This is a genomic window from [Pseudopropionibacterium] massiliense (genome assembly GCF_900607225.1).
GTDB classification, from domain to species: Bacteria; Actinomycetota; Actinomycetes; order Propionibacteriales; family Propionibacteriaceae; genus Arachnia; species Arachnia massiliensis.
The window spans coordinates 1,428,143-1,444,480 of record NZ_LR027842.1 but is presented as its reverse complement, the minus strand read 5'-3'; the positions used below and the strand labels follow the sequence as shown (position 1 = coordinate 1,444,480).

The following is a 16,338-nucleotide window of genomic DNA, read 5'->3' as shown; positions in this document are numbered from 1 at the left end:
CTCAGTCCTCGCTCAGGATTCGGGGAACGCGGAAACGTTCGTCCTCGACGTCAGGGGCTCCCGCCAGCACCGCCTGCTGGGACAGGGATTCGCGCACCTCGTCGGGGCGCATCACGTTGGTCAGCGGAAGCGCGTGGGTCATGAGGGGGACATCGCCCCCCGCCACCTCGCCCACCCGGGCCACGGAGCCCAGGATCACATCCAGCTCGGGGGCCAGCTCGGCGCATTCCGGCTCGGTCAGCTCGAGCCGGGCAAGCGCTGCCAGCCGCGCCACATCCTGAGGGGTCAGGGCCACGGTTTCTCCTAATCGGTCTGCGGTCCCGCTGCCGCGGGCGTGGCCAATCCTAGCGCTGGAACCTCTCGAGAAGGGGCTCGTAGTGTGTGTGCACCGCTCGCCGGTAGCCGTCCACGTCCCCGGCCTCGGCGGCCCCGAGGATCTCCGCGTGTGCGCCGGGCGGGTCCGTCACGATGCCCGGCGGGAGCTTCGCCAGGGTCGCGGCCTGGACATCCCAGAAGGCCGCGACCAGGTCCGCGATGATCCTTCTGCCCGCGCGGCGCATGAGGGTGACGTGGAACCCGCGGTCCAGTTCCGCGAAAGCCTCTCCCTCCTTCCTCGCCCCGGCGATCCGGTCGACCAGCCGGTGGAGCTCCTCGTCGCTGGCACCCCGGAGCGCGGAACAGACCTGCCCGGCCTCGCCCAGGTCGATCCCCCGCCGCGCCTCGATCACCTCGCGGAGCGCCTGCTGGTTCTCTCCGGGGAGCATGTCCACGCGGAAGGTCAGCGTTTCCACCAGAGGATGGAGGGTGGCGTTCCCGACGAAGGTTCCCCGGCCGTGCTGGACCTCGACGATCTCGAGGGTGCTGAGGGTTCTGATGGCTTCCCGGACCGAGCTACGGGAAACACCGAGGCCGTCACACAGGTCGGATTCGCTGGGTAGGCAGTCACCGGGGTGAAGCCCGTTGGTCGTTATGAACTGTTTGATCCGTTCGACGGTCTCCGCTGTCCTGGTCACCCCTGTGCGCGGGCGGCGCTGCCCGTCTCCCAACCTCCGCATTCAATTTCCTGTCCTCGGCCCCCAGAACCAACCAGAGAATTGGGGAAGATCGTAACGGAACCGGTTCTGGGTCTTCGAGGCACTCCCCGCCAACCCGGTTCGGTCCCCCCAGGGGGACAGTTGTCGTCCACGGGATGCGGAAGGAACCGGCCGCGGGATCCCATGGAGACATGAACACGACAGAAGTGACACCAAAACCGCCTTCGAGCAGTCCGCACGGGCCACGCGGACCGGAACCACTCGGGAGCCTCGTGGTTGCCACCGAGGGGTTGACCAAGTCCTACGGGAACTTCGCCGCGGTGGACGGAATCAGTCTGCAGGTTCCCCAAGGAGGTGTCTACGGTTTCCTGGGCCCGAACGGTGCGGGAAAGTCGACGACGATGAAACTGCTGCTGGGTCTGGTGAAACCGACTTCGGGGAGGATGAGCGTGCTGGGCCACCCGGTGGGAACCGGGTCGCCCCTACCCGCCGGGACCGTCGGGTCGCTGATCGAGGGGCCGTCGTACTACCCGAGTCTGTCGGGCAGGGAAAACCTGGCGATGCTCGCTGACTACCTGGGGTTGCCCGGGACCCGGGTGCAGTACGCGCTGAGGACGGTCGGCCTGGCTGATCAGGACTCCAAACTGGTCAAGCGGTACTCAATGGGCATGAAACAGCGCCTGGGCTTGGCGATGGCATTGCTGGCGGATCCGCGGCTGCTCCTGCTGGATGAGCCGACCAATGGCCTGGATCCGGCCGGTGTGGCCGAGATCCGGCAGCTGATCGTGGCCCTGGCCCGGCAGGAGGGGGTGACCGTGATCGTCTCCTCCCACATCCTGTCAGAGATCGAGCAGATGGCCGACTCCGTGGGCATCATCTACTCGGGGAGGTTGCGCTACCAGGGGTCGTTGTCCGGGTTGCGGGACGAGGGGGTCATCGAGTTCACGGTCGCCGATCCCGCCGGGGTTTCCGCCCTCCTGAGGGCGCACCGGATCAGGCATCGGGTCATCGGCGGCGTCATTCGCACCCCGATGCTTCCCGATCCGCTCGTCGGGGACCTGGTGACCCGGATCGTCCAGGCCGGCCAGACCCTGTTCCGGGTCCAGACGGTGCGCAAGAGCTTGGAACAGGCCTTCCTGGAACTGACCGACCCTCTCGCCGGGCGGGAGGTGCGACGATGACTGCCGTCGGCATGGAGATCCGCAAGATGAAGCGCAAACACTACTGGCTCATGGCCTCCGGGGCCACCGCACTTCAGCTGCTCTGGCTCGCCGCCATGGCGCTCAAACGCAGCACGGGCGTGGTGGAGGCGCGCCTGATGGTTCTGAGTTTCACCGAGCCCCTCTACCTGGGGTTGCTGCTGATGCCCATCGTCGCGGCCCTGCTGGCCTCCAGGTTGGTCACGCTCGACACGGAGGAGCGCATGGATCAGTTGTTCACGGCCCTCAAACAGCGGGCAGCCACGCGGTTCACGGCGAAACTGGTGGTGGGTTCCGCGAGCATCGCGGCGGGTGAGTCGCTGTTCATCGGGCTCCTCGCCACGGCCGGGCCGGTGCTCGGGCTGAGGAACGGTGCGGGGTATCAGGAGGCGTTCTGGCCGGGGCTGGTCGTGCTGCTCGCGGCCTCGGTGGCCACCATGGCGGTGCAGCTGGCGTTGGCTACCTGTTTGGAGAAGCAGGCGATCGGCCTGGGAGTGGCCGTCGTGGCCGGGATCGTTTCCTCGGCCCTGCCATTCATGTATCTGGCCCCGCTGGGCTGGGCGCTGCCCTGGGGGTTGCCGGCCGCGGCGAATCCGGTGAGCACACGGCTGCTCGGGCAAACCGGCATGGAGACCGCGCTCGTCACCCATCCCTGGGTGAACGCGCTCGGGGCGGTTCTCGCAGCCACCGCCTGGGTTTGCATCTCCCGGTTCATCGTCAAGTACAAGGAGAATCACCGATGAGCACCATGACATTCGATCGTCTTCCCACCGGACACTGGAGACCACCCCTGCGCCGCCCCTCGGTGCGGGCGGCCTGGTTGTGGGAGAACCGCAAGGCCTCGAACCTCTGGTACTGGCCGGCGCTCGCCCTGCTGTGCGCGGTCGGCCTGCTCTCCGGATATGCCCAGTTCATGGAGTACCGCACGGAGTTTCTCGCCCAGGGGACCACCTGGGCCGTCATCTGGGGGCAGGGCTCGTTGATGTCGTCGATGCTCTTCATACCCTTGGCCGTCGGCGCCTTCATCGCCCAGAGCGCCGCCGGTGAACACGAGGGCCGGAACTGGCAGCGCATGTCGGCCTCCGGGCTGATGGTCACCATGGTCGCGGGCAAGCTTTTGCACACCCTCCAGACCGCGCTGGCGACCACCCTGGTGTTCCTCACCGAGTTCGTCCTCACCGGTTTGCTGCTCGGGTTCAACCCGGCGGAACTCGGCCCGTACATGGCCCGTGTCGTACCCGTCGCCCTGTCGGTGTGGGTCGTCGAGGTGTTCGTCATGTGGGTCGGGACCATCGCGAGCTCCTTCGCCGCGATCGTGAGCATTCTGCTGCTGACCACCATCGGGGGATTCGCCCTGAGTCTGGTGGCACCACCACTGGCAGGTCTGTATCCGCTGTCCCTGATCACATCGGCCTTCGCCTCCCGGCAGCCCGATAGCATCGCCTCCATGGATTCCATGCTGGTGGCGGGTTCCATCGCGGTGGCCTGGGTTGTGGTGTGGACGAGTGCGCTGCTGCGCAGGACCGCCCGCACCCCATGAGCGCGCCGCAGACACCCAAGGCCCCGAGGACCTTCATCGACCAGGTCGCCGGGGTCTGGCACACCAGTTCTGAACCCGTCTGGATCGGTGCCGGCATGATCGGTTTGTTCCAGGCCTTCATGACCTACCGGCTGCTGGATCTCAGGGACGCGGGAGGTGTGCTACCCACCCCGTGGTGGATGATGCTCACCGCTGTCAGCATCTCCTCCCTGCTGTTCCGGCGGCGCTGGCCGCTCATCACGGTCGTCGCCACCGGCCTGGTCCTGCTCACGGCGGGCCTCGTGCTGGCGGGGGCCCACAGCTATTACGTCTTTCCCCTGCTGATGGGCACCTATGCCCTGACCTCCCGGGCCGGTGTACCGGCGTGTTGCGCCGGGATCGGTGCGGCAGCCGCGTGCCTGATGCTCCCCGAGGCCCTCAGGGGTGGATCGAACGCGGTATCCATCGGGGGGATGATCTCGCCACTGTTCGTTCTCACGGCTGTGGTCGCCGTGGCCCTCACCTTCCGGGCGCGCCGTGAGCTGCTGCGTCATCGAGACGCCGAACTGGCGGCGCAGGCACGGCAGAATCAGCTGACCGATCAGCGCAATGCCGCCCGCCGCCAGGCGCAGATCGCCGCCGAACTCCACGACAGCGTCGGCCACGACCTGACGGCCATCATCGCCCTGTCCGAGGGGCTGCGGGAAACCACGGGAGATTCCGCCATCGAGGAGGCGATCGGCACGATCAACACCCTGGCCCGGGAGGGACTGGCCGACACCCGGCGGGCCGTGGACGCGCTCCACCCTGCATCCCGCGCCGACGGTTTCCCGGACGCGACAGCCCCCCACTCCTGGGAGGACCTCGATCCGCTGCTGGCGACCGCCCGGCGGACCGGCCTCGCCGTGGCAATGAGCAGGACGGGCACGCAACCCGACGATCCGGCCCTGGCGGGGCTGGCCTTCACGATCGTCCGCGAGGCCCTGACCAATGTCATGCGCCACGCCACGGACGCGACCCGGGTCACCGTAGCCTTCGACCACGCCCCGACCGCCACGACGATCACCATCACCGACGACGGCCGCGCGGACGATCGAGGTTCCCCCGGCCACGGCCTGACGAACCTGACCCGCCTCGTCGCCTCCCGCGGCGGCGCCCTGACCGCGGGGGCCATCGCGAGCGGCTGGTGTCTGCACGCCGTCCTGCCCAAGGAGCGGCCATGACCACGACGGTGATGATCGTCGACGACCAGCGGGCCACGCGTCTGGGGCTCGCCCTCATGATCGGCAAGGCCGATGATCTGCGGGTGATCGCGCAGGCCGAGAACGGACGGGACGCCCTCGACCAGCTCGCCGAGATCGAAAGGCGGCGCATGCCCCGTCCCGACGTGGTCCTGATGGATGTCCGGATGCCGGTCCTGAACGGCATCGACGCCACGGCCGCCATCGCCAGGAACCATCCCGGGGTCAAGGTGCTGGTGTTGACCACCTACGACCAGGACGACTACGCCTTCGGTGCGCTCGGGGCCGGCGCCTCCGGTTTCCTCCTGAAGGACACCCGGACCGCCGATCTGCACCAGGCGCTCCGGGCGGTCGCCGCGGGCGACGCAATCCTCACCCCGCGCATCACACGGCAACTGCTCGAACGGCACATGCCGCGCTCCACCACCCCACGACAACGCGCGGCACGGGAACGCCTCGGACTGTTGACCTCCCGGGAACGCGAGGTCGCGGCGCTCATCGCCCAAGGAATGACCAACGCCGAGATAGGTGAGCGGCTGTTCATCCAGCCCGAATCCGTCAAGAAAACCGTCACCCGGATCCTGGCGAAACTCAAGCTCCGGGACCGGGTGCAGCTGGTGATAATCCTGCGCGATGCGCAGTCCTCCCGCTGATGCCACCCGATGTGGGCCGCGAATCCCTAGAGTTGTGGCCATGAACCCAGCTCTGGTCACGGATGGTCTGTTCAAACGCTTCGGCCCCAAGGTGGCCGTGGACAACCTGAGCCTTCAGATCCCCCAAGGGCATCTGTTCGGTCTGGTCGGCCCGAACGGCGCGGGCAAGACCACCGCGATGTCCATGATCTGTGGCCTGCTCCGGCCCGATTCCGGAACGGCCCGGGTACTCGGTGACGACGTCTGGGCCGATCCGGTGACCGCCAAGAAACACATCGGGGTGCTGCCCGACGGAGTGCTGCTGTTCGACCGCCTGACCGGCGCCGAACTGCTCCGCTACAACGGTCGGCTGCGTCGCCTCGCCCCCGAGGTCGTGGTGGAGCGTTCGCGGGAGCTGCTGAGCGTGCTGGATCTGGCGGACGCCGCCGACAAGCTGGTCGCCGACTACTCGGCAGGCATGACGAAGAAGATCTCGCTGGCCAGCGCCCTGATTCACGCTCCGAGGTTGTTGATCCTCGACGAACCTCTCGAGGCCGTGGATCCGGTTTCCGGTCAGGTCATCCGCGACCTGCTGCGTGACTACGTGGACGGTGGTGGCACGGTGCTGCTGTCCAGCCACGTCATGGAGCTGGTGGAGAACATCTGCGACGGGGTCGGGATCATGGCTGCCGGGCGCATCCTGGTCTCCGGAACCGTCGACCAGGTCCGGGGTGACGGGACCCTCCAACAGAGATTCGTGGAACTGGTCGGCCAGGGCCGGATGGCCGGGGAGGAGACGCTGCAATGGTTGCGCCACTCGTCGCTGTGAGGCTTCGCTCCCAGCTCTCCGCGCTCAGGAGCAGCCCGTGGGCGGCGGTCGGATACGTGCTGCTCGCCTTGATGATGCTGCCGCTGTTCATCGGCCTGACCGTGGGATTGGCCTCCTTGCGGTTCCTGCCCGATGCGCGTTCCCCCGTGATGCTCGCGGCGGGTGCCGTTCTGGTGCTGGTGTGGACCTTCGGGTCGGTGTTGTTCTTCGCCATGGATGATTCCGTGTCCCCGCAGCGCCTGGTGCTGTTCCCGCTCCGGTCCCGTGACCTGGTGGTTCCGCTGCTGGTCTCGGACCTGCTCACCCTGCCCGGAATCTTCACCCTCCTGGTCTGCTGCGGCTTCGTGATCGGCTGGGCCACCGATCCGCTGCTGGCGATCGCCGGGATCGTTTCCACGGTTCTCGGAGTGGTGACGGGAATGCTCGCCGGCCGGATCCTGGTGACCGCCCTGTCGCGCTGGCTGGCGGCCCGCAGGAGCCGGGACATCCTGTACGTGGTGATCCTGCTCGGCCTGATCGCGGTCAGCTGGGGTGCCCCGCTGCTGGGCCGCGGAATGTTCGATCTCGGCCTGACCTGGGAAACCGTCGATCTGGTGGGCGGTGCAGCCGGCTGGACTCCGATGGGGTGGGCCTGGGCGCTGCCCGTCGACCTGGCGGCCGGGCGGCCCGGGTTGGCGGCGTTGCGGCTCGCCCTGACCCTGGTGCTGCTCGTGGCGATGACCTGGGTGTGGTCCAGGCAACTGGACCAGGCCCTGACCGCTCCCCTGCCGAGCGCCGGCAGCGGCGCCCCGACCGTGTCCTCGCCCTGGCTGGACCGGCTCTTTCCCCCGGGTCCCGCCGGGGCCATCGCGGCCCGGAACCTGCGGTACCTGCGACGCGATCCGCGCCGGTTCGCCTCGGTGCTGGTGGTCATGGCCACACCCTTCTTCGTGGTTTTCGTGAACATGGTCCGGGACGAGAAACCGGTGCCGGAGCTCCTGTGGCTGGTGGTTGCCCTGGCCACCTGGATGGGGGGCATCGGGGCGCTGCAGGACACGCCCATGGATGGTTCGGCGTTGTGGCTGCACGCGGTCTCCGGGATCCGGGGTTTCGAGGACCGGCTGGGCCGTCTCATGGCGAATTCCTTGGTCTACGGCGGCACGTTCGTGGTCACCGTGGTGCTGGCATCGGCGCTGCTGGGAGCGTGGGGTGTCTTCCCGTTCGCCCTCGGGCTGGGCCTGGGCGCCTTGATCGCGAACCAGGGGATGAGTCTGCTGGTCAGTTCCTTCCTGAACGGAACCGCTCCCCCGCCGGGCACCAATCCGTTCGCCAGCACCTCGAAGGGGCAAGGGGCGGCTTTCCTCGCCAGCGTGCTCCAGATGCTCGGTTCCGTGGTCCTGCTGCTTCCGGTGGTGGGGATGGTCTTCGCGTCCTACCGTTTCCCGCTGCTCGGCTGGGTGTTCCTGCCGGTGGGACCGGTTCTGGGCGTCCTGGCCGCCCTCGGGTTGATCTCCCTGGGCGGGAAGCGGATGGACCGGACCTGGCCGGAGGTCTTGAAGGCCGTCACCTACGAGAAATAGGCCCCGGCCTCGTCCCCGGTGAGCAGCAGGTAGAAGGTTCGGGCAAGGAAGAAGACCCCGACGGCCAGGCCGATCGCGATCAGCGGCACGAGTACCCGAGCCCATTTCTTCCAACGGGTGGAGGGCACCATCTCCGGCCCCCACTCCCCGACCCGGGGCTGCGCACGAAGCGGGGTGGGGCCGTTCAGGTTGAGGTCGGAGAAGAACCGCACGAAGGCAAGTCTAGTGCAGGGCCTCGGCGACGAGGGCGGCCGCTCGTCGGAGCGAGGCCAGCTGACCCGGCACATCCGCCACCTTCCAGGAGGCCATGCCGCAGGCCGTGGTGAGCAGCACCCCGGAGTCGGTGCCCGGGGCGGGCAGCTCCAGGTGGCGCAGCACCCGCAGGCTTTCCCGGACCAGTTCGTCGACGCCCTGGATGCGCCCGGCCGCGGTGTCGACGACCCCCAGGGCCAGGCCCCGCCCCGCCTGCGCCCACTCCGTCAGGGAATCGATCTCCGCGGATTCCCGGAACAGCCGGGTGTCGACGGCGGCCGCCGCGAATCCCGCACGTCCCGCCACCGGCAGCCAGCTCCCGGGGGCGCAGCAGTGCAGCCAAGCGCCGTCCGCCAAGGGTTTGATGGCACCGGTCAGTTCCGGGTCCTCGACGCGGCGGTGCCTGCCGAAACCAGAGGCCGTGGGAATGGTGCCGTCGCCGACCGCAGTCAGCGCGGGTTCGTCGAGCTGCAGCAGCACCCTCGCTCCCGGGATGCGGCGCTGCAGGTCCGCCCGGAGCCGGAACCAGCCCTCGGTCAACGCCTGCGCCAGCTCCCTGCGGGCCCCGTGATCGGCCAGCACCCGGTCTCCCCGGGGGCGTTCCACCGTGGCGGCGAGGGTCCACGGCCCGGCCAACCCGATCTTCAGCACACCGTCGAAGCCCTGGAGCAGTTCCTCTGCGTCGTCCAGGTCGTGGCGCCACCGGGCCCTCGCCCTGCGATGATCGGCCCCGGGTGCAGTGGTCAGGCGCCACCCGGCGGGCTGGATGTCGAAACCGAGGCCGTCGATGATTCCCAGCGCCCTGCCGGTCATCCCGGATTCCACGCCCCGGGCGGGCAGCTCGGGGAGGGGAAGCACATCCGGAAGGGCCTCGGTCATCGCCGCCAGGGCCCCGCGGAAGTCATCGCCGGGCACGGAACCGGCGGCGGTCACGCGCATCACGAGGTCCCGCTGATCGTCGCGGAGCCGACCACTCGGGTGGCATCGAAGAACACCATGGACTGTCCCGGCGCCACCCCGCGGGTCGGTGCGTCGAGTTCCACCCGTACCCGGTCGTCCCCGGCGGCGGTGGTGATGGTGGCGGGCAGAGCCGCGCCGTGGGCCCGGTACTGCACCTGTCCCCGCCACCTCCCGGGCACCCTGTGCTGGGTCCAGGTGGGGCGGATGCCCGCGAGCCGGGTGACCAGCAGCGATTCCCCGGGGCCGACGACCACGCGGTTGTCGGCCGGTTCGATCCGCAGTACGTAGCGGGGGTTGCCGTCCGGCGCCGGGACGCGCAGGTCGAGGCCCTTGCGCTGCCCGATGGTGAATCCGTGATGCCCCCTGTGCCGCCCGAGCTCGGTTCCGGAGCGGTCCACGATCGGCCCCGGGATCTCGCCGAGATGAGCCCTCAGGTAGCCCTGGGTGTCGCCGTCGGGGATGAAGCAGATGTCGTAGGAGTCGGGTTTGTCCGCGACTCTGAGGCCCAGGGAATGGGCCTCCGCCCGCACCTGCGGTTTCGGCGTGTCGGCGAGTGGGAACAGGGAGCGGCGCAGCTGGTCCTGGTTCAGCACGCCGAGCACGTAGGACTGGTCCTTGTCCGGGTCGGCGGCGCGGTGCAGTTCCAGTTCCGACCCGTTGTCCACGACCCGGGCGTAGTGCCCCGTCGCGACGGCGTCGAAACCGAGCGCGAGCCCACGCTCCAGCACGGCCGCGAACTTGATCTTCTCGTTGCACCTGAGGCACGGGTTCGGGGTGCGGCCCGCGCGGTACTCGGCTATGAAGTCGTCAACCACCTCCGCCTGGAACTGCTCCGAGAAATCCCACACGTAGAAGGGGATGTCCAGCAGGTCGGCGGCGCGCCTGGCGTCGTGGGCGTCCTCCAGGGAACAGCAGCCGCGCGACCCCTCCCGGTAGGGCTGCGGGTTGCGGTTCAGCGCCAGGTGCACCCCGGTCACGTCGTGTCCGGCGGCGACGAGGCGCGCCGCGGCGACGGCGGAGTCGACCCCGCCCGACATGGCTGCCAGTACCTTCAACTCCCCTCCCTTCTCCGGATCTGCGGCCGAAAAATTCTACCCGGCCGCCCGGGCCCGTTCCACGGCCACCGGCAGCACCTCGCGAAGCCGGTCGACGTCCCCTCGGCCGCTGGTGTGGCCGAGGGAGAACCGGACCGTGGACATGGCCTCGTCCTCGGGGGCACCCATCGCCAGCAGCACCTCGCTGGGCCGGTACACCCCGGCTCGGCACGCGGAACCCGCCGAGGCGTGGATGTCCTCGGCATCCAGCAGGAACAACAGGTCCTGGGCCCGTATCCCGGGGAAAGTGGCGCTGACGACGTGTGGGGCGCAGTTCTCGCCGTTGATGCGTCCCCCGCAGGCCGAGGCGGTCTCGCGGATCCCGTCCCGGAGCGCGAGGAGCCGCTCGGACTCGGCCTCGAGACCCGCCACGGCAGCCGTCGCGGCGGCCGCGAAGGAGGCGGCGAGAGCCACCGGGAGCGTACCGGAGCGGATGCGGCCCTCCTGCCCACCGCCGAGCCCGATCGGCGCCGGGGTGACGCCGCGCCGCACGACGAGGGCCCCGAACCCGACGGGACCGCCGATCTTGTGGGCGGAGACGCTCATCAGGTCCAGACCCGTGGCGTGGAAGTCCAGGGGCACGTGCCCGAGGGCCTGCACGGCGTCGCTGTGACTCCACGCACCCGTCCTCGAGCTGGCGGCGATCAGACCGTCGAGGGGATGGATCACCCCGGTTTCGTTGTTCACCCTCACCACCGAGATCACGGCCACCTTCTCGTCCGCGGCCTCCCACGTGGTGTCCTCGACGACTCCGCGGGAGTTCACCGCGAGCACCTCGGCCCCCCTGCCACGGGCCTCCTGCACGGCCGGGTGCTCGACCGCCGAGATCAGGCTCCGTGGTCTTTCGGGCCGGGCGGCCAGGGAACCCAGGATGGCGATCGAGTCGGCCTCCGAACCGCCCGATGTGAAGATCACCTCCCCGGGGTGGGCGCCGAGCGCCGCCGCCAGTTCCTCCCGCGCCTCCTCGAGGCGGCGCCTGGCCCGCTGTCCCGCTCGATGCTGGGACGAGGGGTTGCCGACCCTTCCGAGCTCGGTAAGCAGCGCATCCCGCGCCTCGGAACGCATCGGCGAGGTGGCGGCGTGGTCCAGATAGGTGCTCACCGGTTCACCATAACCATCAGCGGCTCCGGTCAAGCGCTTGTCACGCGGAGGTTTCCGCGAGATCAGACGACATATGGCAAAATGGTCCGGCCCTCGGGGCGGATGCCCACCGGGGGCCGGAAGGCGAAACATGTTCATTGAGCCGCTCGACACCAGCCGCTTGGGAGCAAAGGTCGAGAAGGACGGCGTCAGCTTCGGTCTGTGGGCCCCCCACGCCAAACGCGTGGAGCTGTCGCTCGTGGACCTGATGAAGAACCAACGAAACGTGGAAATGAGGGAGGACGGCCGGGGAATCTGGCACGCCTTCGTTCCCGGTATCGGTGAGGGGCAGGAGTACGGCTACCGCGTGCACGGGGACTGGGCGCCGAGCCGCGGCCGCCGTTTCAATCCGGCCCGGCTGCTGCTCGACCCCTACGCCCGGGCCGTGACCAGCGGCATCGACTACCGGGGCCCGATCCACGATCACCTGGCCCACGACGATTTCCGTCCCGACGCCACCGATTCCTTCGGGGCCGTGCCGCTCAGCGTCGTCGTCGCCGACACCCCTGCACCTCCTCCGGTGGCGGGTGGTAGGCGTCCGATGGCGGAGTCGGTCATCTACGAGATGCACGTGCGCGGTTTCACGAAGATGCACCCGCTGGTGCCCGAACACCTGCGCGGCTCGTATGCGGCCCTGGCCTACCCGGACGTGATCTCCTATCTGCTGGACACCGGCGTCACGGCGGTGGAACTGCTGCCCATCCACCACTACGCATCCGAGCCTTTCATCGCCCACAAGGGGCTGAGCAACTACTGGGGCTACAACACCCTCAGTTATTTCGCCCCGCACGCCTACTACGCCACCCGGGGCACCCTCGGGAACCAGGTGACGGAGTTCAAGGCCATGGTCGCCGCTCTCCACGACGCCGGCATAGAGGTGATCCTCGACGTCGTCTACAACCACACCGCGGAGGGCGGGCACGAGGGTCCGACGCTTTCCATGCGCGGTATCGACCACGCGGGCTACTACCGTCTCACCGATGACCTGAGGGACGACTACGACGTGACCGGCTGCGGGAACTCGGTGAATTCCGCCACGCCGATGGTGCGGCAGCTGATAGTCGACTCCCTGCGTTACTGGGTGGAGCACATGGGGGTCGACGGGTTCCGTTTCGATCTGGCTCCCACCCTGTTCCGCAACGGCCAGCATCATTTCGTCCATGACCATCCCCTGAAGCAGCAGATCGACTCCGACCCTGCGCTCGCCGGGGTGAAGCTGATCGCCGAACCCTGGGACATCGGCCCCTACGGGTATCAGCTCGGCAGCTTCGGTCTCGGTTGGTCGGAGTGGAACGACCGGTTCCGTGATCACGTGCGCGACTACTGGAAGAGCACCGTTCACGGGGTCCAGGAGCTCGCCACCCGGCTTTCCGGTTCCCCCGACGTGTTCCAGCACAACGGTCGTCCCCCGCAGGCCTCGATCAACTTCGTCACCGCTCACGACGGGTTCACGATGCGCGACCTGGTCAGCTACGACGTGAAGCACAACTCCGCCAACGGGGAGGGCAACCGCGACGGCAGCGACAACAATCGTTCCTGGAATCACGGTTTCGAGGGCGACAGCGACGATCCCGCCATCAATGACCTGCGGGCCCGGCAGGTGCTCAACATGCACGCCACCCAGGTTCTCGCCGCCGGGACCCCCATGATCCTCGCCGGCGACGAGTTCGGGCGCACCCAGAAGGGCAACAACAACGCCTACTGCCAGGATTCTCCGCTGAGCTGGGTGGATTGGACCCCCGATGCCCGCTGGCAGGCGGTCCGGAGCCGCTTGGCCGAGCTCCTGCGCCTGAGGACGAAGCATCCCCTGCTGCGTCCCGACCGCTACCTGCACCACACGGACGTCATCAACGCCCACGGGGAAAACCTCGGACGCGTCGATCTCACCTGGTTCAACGACCACGGCGCCCAGATGACAGAGCAGGACTGGCACGACGGGTCCCGCCGCCTGCTGGGCATGTACGTCTCCGATGAGGCGAATGCCTTCCTGACGTGGTTCCACTCGGGGGCCGATCCCATAGACGTGACCCTTCCCGGCCTGCCCTGGGCCGCCCACCTGAAGATCGCCTGGCATTCGGCGGGAACCGATGAGCTGCCGTCCGAGGAACTGTCGCCCGGTTCCGTGCTGAGGGTCCCGGGACGTTGCGTGGTGCTGATGCGTTGCGACGTGCCGACCACCGCCGCCGAGCTGCTGGGCATGCCCCTGTCCCTCATGCCCTGATCCCGGTACCACTGGCACGGGAAAGCCCCCGCGGGTTCCTTTCCCCGCGGGGGCTTTCCGGTTGCGGCGTGCCGGCAGGGCACGGCCCGGGTCACCTGATGACGGCGGACAACCCCATCTCGGAGTCGCTGGCCAGCAGCGGATGCGAGGGCACCATGCGGGCCAGGCAACCGATCTGTCCCGCGTAGCGGGTGGGGATCTCGGCGACGAACCGGGTCACCCCGTCCGCCTCCCCGACGGGAACCGTCGGGTACTTGCGGATGTTGTGGAGCCTGTCCTCGTTGTCGACGTCGCCGAAGATCAGCTGCACCGCGACGTCCTCGGCCCTCAGGGCACCGAGCCGGACGTCAACGGTCGGACGCAGGACGGTGCCGGTCTCGAGCTGCCCGATGACACCGACGTCGAGGCCGACGACCTGGGCGGTGTGCCAGTCGCGGCGGATCCGTTCCTTCCACTTCGCCAGGTCGGCGGCGACGCCATCATCGTTCCGGGCGGCGAGGGAACGCGCGGCCGGGGTGTAGTAGTCGGTGACGTAGTCGCGGACCATGCGGGAGGCGAGGATCTCCGGGCCGAGTTCGGAGATGCAATCGCGCATCATCTTGAGCCACTCGGCGGGGTTGCCGTTCGCGTCGAGGGTGTAGAAGCGCGGGATGATCTCGTTCTCGATGATCGAGTAGAGGAACTCGGCCTCCGCGGCGTCACGCTCGGCCTGGTCCGTGATGCCCTCCGCCGAGGGAATCTCCCAACCGAACCTCGGTGAGTACAGTTCGTCCCACCAGCCGTCGCGGATGGACAGGTTCGCGGCGCCGTTGAGGGCTGCTTTCATGCCGGAGGTGCCGCAGGCCTCGTAGGGCCGCAGCGGGTTGTTGACCCACACGTCGCAGCCCGGGTACAGGGGACGGGCCAGGGACATGTCGTAGTCGGGCAGGAAGACCAGTTTGCCGCGCACGTCGTCCTGGTCGGAGAACTGCACCATCTGCTGGATCAGCGACTTGCCGATGTTGTCGGCGGGGTGGGCCTTGCCCGCGATCACGATCTGGATGGGCGTGGTGGGGTGGTTGAGGAGGGCCTTCAGGCGCTCCGGGTTCGACAGCATCAGCGTCAGGCGCTTGTAGGAGGCGCCGCGGCGGGCGAAACCGAGGGTCAGGACCCGCGGGTTCAGTGCCTCGGAGGTCCAGTCGGCGGGGATGCCCCGGGCCTTGCAGGACTCCGCCAGGCGTTTGCGCGCCATCTGGATCATGGAGGAACGCAGCTGTCGTTTCAGGCCCCAGAGGGTGTCGTCGTCCACTTCCTGGATGGCGGCCCAGTCGTAGCCGTCGACGACCGTGCTGGCGTCGTCGGTGTGCGCCTTCAGGATCTCCAGGAGCTCCGGGTGGATCCAGGTGCGGTGGTGGACACCGTTGGTGACGGAACCGATGGGCACCTCGGTGGCGTCGAAGTCCTGCCACAGGCCGTTGAACATCTCCCGCGAGACCTCGCCGTGAAGCTTGGAGACACCGTTGGCGCGCTGGCCGAGCCTCAACCCGAGGACGGCCATGTTGTAACGCGACGGGTCGCCGCCGTGGTAGGTCTCGGAACCGAAGGACATGATGGCATCCAGCGGCAGCCCGGGATCGAAGTTCGCGAACTGGTGCTCCACGAGGCTCTTGTCGAAACGGTCGATTCCCGCCGGCACGGGAGTGTGGGTGGTGAAGACGGTTCCGGCGCGGGTCAACTCGATGGCAGTGGGAAGGTCATGCCCATCGGCCAGGTACTCGCGGATGCGTTCGAAACCGAGGAACCCGGCATGGCCCTCGTTGCAGTGGTAGACATCGGGCTGGGGACGACCGGTGATCTCGCAGTAGCGGCGCAGTGCCCGGACACCACCGATGCCAAGGACGACCTCCTGCGCGAGACGATGCTCGGTGCCGCCGCCGTAGAGCCGGTCAGTGATGTTGCGGGCCTCAGGGTCGTTGTCGTCGCGGTCGGTGTCGAGCATCAGCAGCGGGATGCGGCCGACGGAGGCCACCCAGATGGAGGCGAAGACCTCCCGCCCGGAGACCTCCACGCTGATCTCCTGCGGGTTCCCGGCGGAATCCAGCAGGCGGGCCACGGGCATTTCGTTGGAGGGCAGCACCGGGTAGCGTTCCTGCTGCCACCCGGAGGCGTTCAGCCACTGCCGGAAATACCCGAACCGGTAGAGAAGGCCGACCCCGATCAGGGGCAGGCCGAGGTCGGAGGCCGCCTTCAGGTGGTCGCCGGCGAGGATTCCCAGGCCACCCGAGTACTGGGGAAGCACCTGGCTGACGCCGAACTCGGCGGAGAAGTAGCCGATGCCCGCGGGCGCTCCCTTGTTCTCGGCGGCGTAGCGCTGGAACCACAGGTCGGCGGAGAGGTAGTTGACCAGATCGTCGTGGAGGAGACCCACGTTACGGGCGAAGACGTGGTCGGCCGCGAGCTGCTGGACCCGTTCGGGACGCACCGCGGACAGCAGTTTCACGGGGTCCTCTCCCACTTCCTCCCAGAGTTTCGGGTCGATTGCCCGGAAAAGATCCCGGGTTTCCTGATGCCACGACCAGCGAAGATTCTTCGCCAGCGCATCGAGCTTCGCGATGCGTTCGGGCAGCACAGGATGAACGGTGAATCGTCGGAATGCACGCACGAGCATAAATTACATTG

The 16,338-nt window shown here is 68.3% G+C and carries 15 protein-coding genes; 8 read left to right on the top strand and 7 right to left on the bottom strand.

Translation table 11 applies throughout. From position 1 onward, the window contains the following. Nucleotide 1 precedes the first annotated feature (1 nt). The gene (gene gatC, locus E0E39_RS06355; RefSeq protein WP_130873975.1) at nucleotides 2-295 is read right to left on the bottom strand and encodes an Asp-tRNA(Asn)/Glu-tRNA(Gln) amidotransferase subunit GatC; all 294 of its coding nucleotides are present in this window, start codon (nucleotides 293-295) and stop codon (nucleotides 2-4) included. A 49-nt stretch (nucleotides 296-344) separates the two neighbouring features. After that, entirely contained in the window at nucleotides 345-1,055 is a 711-nt protein-coding gene (locus tag E0E39_RS06350; RefSeq protein ID WP_130873974.1) for a FadR/GntR family transcriptional regulator, read from the bottom strand. Nucleotides 1,056-1,306: 251 nt separating this feature from the next. On the opposite strand from E0E39_RS06350, the gene E0E39_RS06345 reads away from it, so the two are divergent. The 7 genes from E0E39_RS06345 to E0E39_RS06315 are packed head-to-tail and all read left to right on the top strand — an operon-like array spanning nucleotide 1,307 to nucleotide 8,013. Beyond that, nucleotides 1,307-2,215, top strand: coding sequence for an ABC transporter ATP-binding protein (locus tag E0E39_RS06345; RefSeq protein WP_130873973.1), 909 nt, complete (start codon nucleotides 1,307-1,309; stop codon nucleotides 2,213-2,215). Next, nucleotides 2,212-2,976, top strand: a complete 765-nt coding sequence (locus E0E39_RS06340; protein WP_130873972.1) for an ABC transporter permease — start codon at nucleotides 2,212-2,214, stop codon at nucleotides 2,974-2,976. Before E0E39_RS06345 ends, E0E39_RS06340 begins: the two co-directional genes overlap by 4 nt. Continuing rightward, complete coding sequence (locus E0E39_RS06335; RefSeq protein WP_130873971.1) at nucleotides 2,973-3,773, top strand: ABC-2 family transporter permease; 801 nt, start codon at nucleotides 2,973-2,975, stop codon at nucleotides 3,771-3,773. Before E0E39_RS06340 ends, E0E39_RS06335 begins: the two co-directional genes overlap by 4 nt. Then, nucleotides 3,770-4,975, top strand: coding sequence for a sensor histidine kinase (locus tag E0E39_RS06330; protein ID WP_130873970.1), 1,206 nt, complete (start codon nucleotides 3,770-3,772; stop codon nucleotides 4,973-4,975). Before E0E39_RS06335 ends, E0E39_RS06330 begins: the two co-directional genes overlap by 4 nt. After that, nucleotides 4,972-5,646, top strand: a complete 675-nt coding sequence (locus E0E39_RS06325) for a response regulator transcription factor (RefSeq protein WP_130873969.1) — start codon at nucleotides 4,972-4,974, stop codon at nucleotides 5,644-5,646. Before E0E39_RS06330 ends, E0E39_RS06325 begins: the two co-directional genes overlap by 4 nt. 40 nt (nucleotides 5,647-5,686) lie before the next feature. Then, nucleotides 5,687-6,454, top strand: coding sequence for an ABC transporter ATP-binding protein (locus E0E39_RS06320; RefSeq protein WP_130873968.1), 768 nt, complete (start codon nucleotides 5,687-5,689; stop codon nucleotides 6,452-6,454). Then, a complete protein-coding gene (locus tag E0E39_RS06315; protein ID WP_130873967.1) occupies nucleotides 6,430-8,013 on the top strand; it encodes a hypothetical protein in 1,584 nt (527 codons plus the stop codon). Before E0E39_RS06320 ends, E0E39_RS06315 begins: the two co-directional genes overlap by 25 nt. Here E0E39_RS06315 and E0E39_RS06310 read toward each other — a convergent pair. The 4 genes from E0E39_RS06310 to E0E39_RS06295 are packed head-to-tail and all read right to left on the bottom strand — an operon-like array spanning nucleotide 8,001 to nucleotide 11,420. Further along, on the bottom strand, nucleotides 8,001-8,225 hold the full coding sequence (locus E0E39_RS06310; protein ID WP_126378123.1) for a hypothetical protein: 225 nt from the start codon (nucleotides 8,223-8,225) through the stop codon (nucleotides 8,001-8,003). The genes E0E39_RS06315 and E0E39_RS06310 overlap by 13 nt on opposite strands. A 10-nt stretch (nucleotides 8,226-8,235) precedes the next feature. Further along, entirely contained in the window at nucleotides 8,236-9,204 is a 969-nt protein-coding gene (locus tag E0E39_RS06305) for a uroporphyrinogen decarboxylase/cobalamine-independent methonine synthase family protein (RefSeq protein ID WP_207302438.1), read from the bottom strand. Beyond that, entirely contained in the window at nucleotides 9,204-10,262 is a 1,059-nt protein-coding gene (gene mnmA / locus E0E39_RS06300) for a tRNA 2-thiouridine(34) synthase MnmA (protein ID WP_130875645.1), read from the bottom strand. Before mnmA ends, E0E39_RS06305 begins: the two co-directional genes overlap by 1 nt. A gap of 54 nt (nucleotides 10,263-10,316) precedes the next feature. Further along, on the bottom strand, nucleotides 10,317-11,420 hold the full coding sequence (locus tag E0E39_RS06295) for a cysteine desulfurase family protein (protein ID WP_130873966.1): 1,104 nt from the start codon (nucleotides 11,418-11,420) through the stop codon (nucleotides 10,317-10,319). A gap of 130 nt (nucleotides 11,421-11,550) precedes the next feature. Here E0E39_RS06295 and glgX point away from each other — a divergent pair, with 130 nt between their 5' ends. Next, nucleotides 11,551-13,680 (top strand): glycogen debranching protein GlgX, encoded by a 2,130-nt coding sequence (glgX, locus tag E0E39_RS06290; protein ID WP_014846723.1) that lies wholly within the window; start codon nucleotides 11,551-11,553, stop codon nucleotides 13,678-13,680. Nucleotides 13,681-13,771: 91 nt separating this feature from the next. On the opposite strand, the gene glgP is transcribed toward glgX, so the two are convergent. Beyond that, entirely contained in the window at nucleotides 13,772-16,327 is a 2,556-nt protein-coding gene (gene glgP / locus E0E39_RS06285) for an alpha-glucan family phosphorylase (protein WP_014846724.1), read from the bottom strand. Nucleotides 16,328-16,338: the final 11 nt, after the last annotated feature.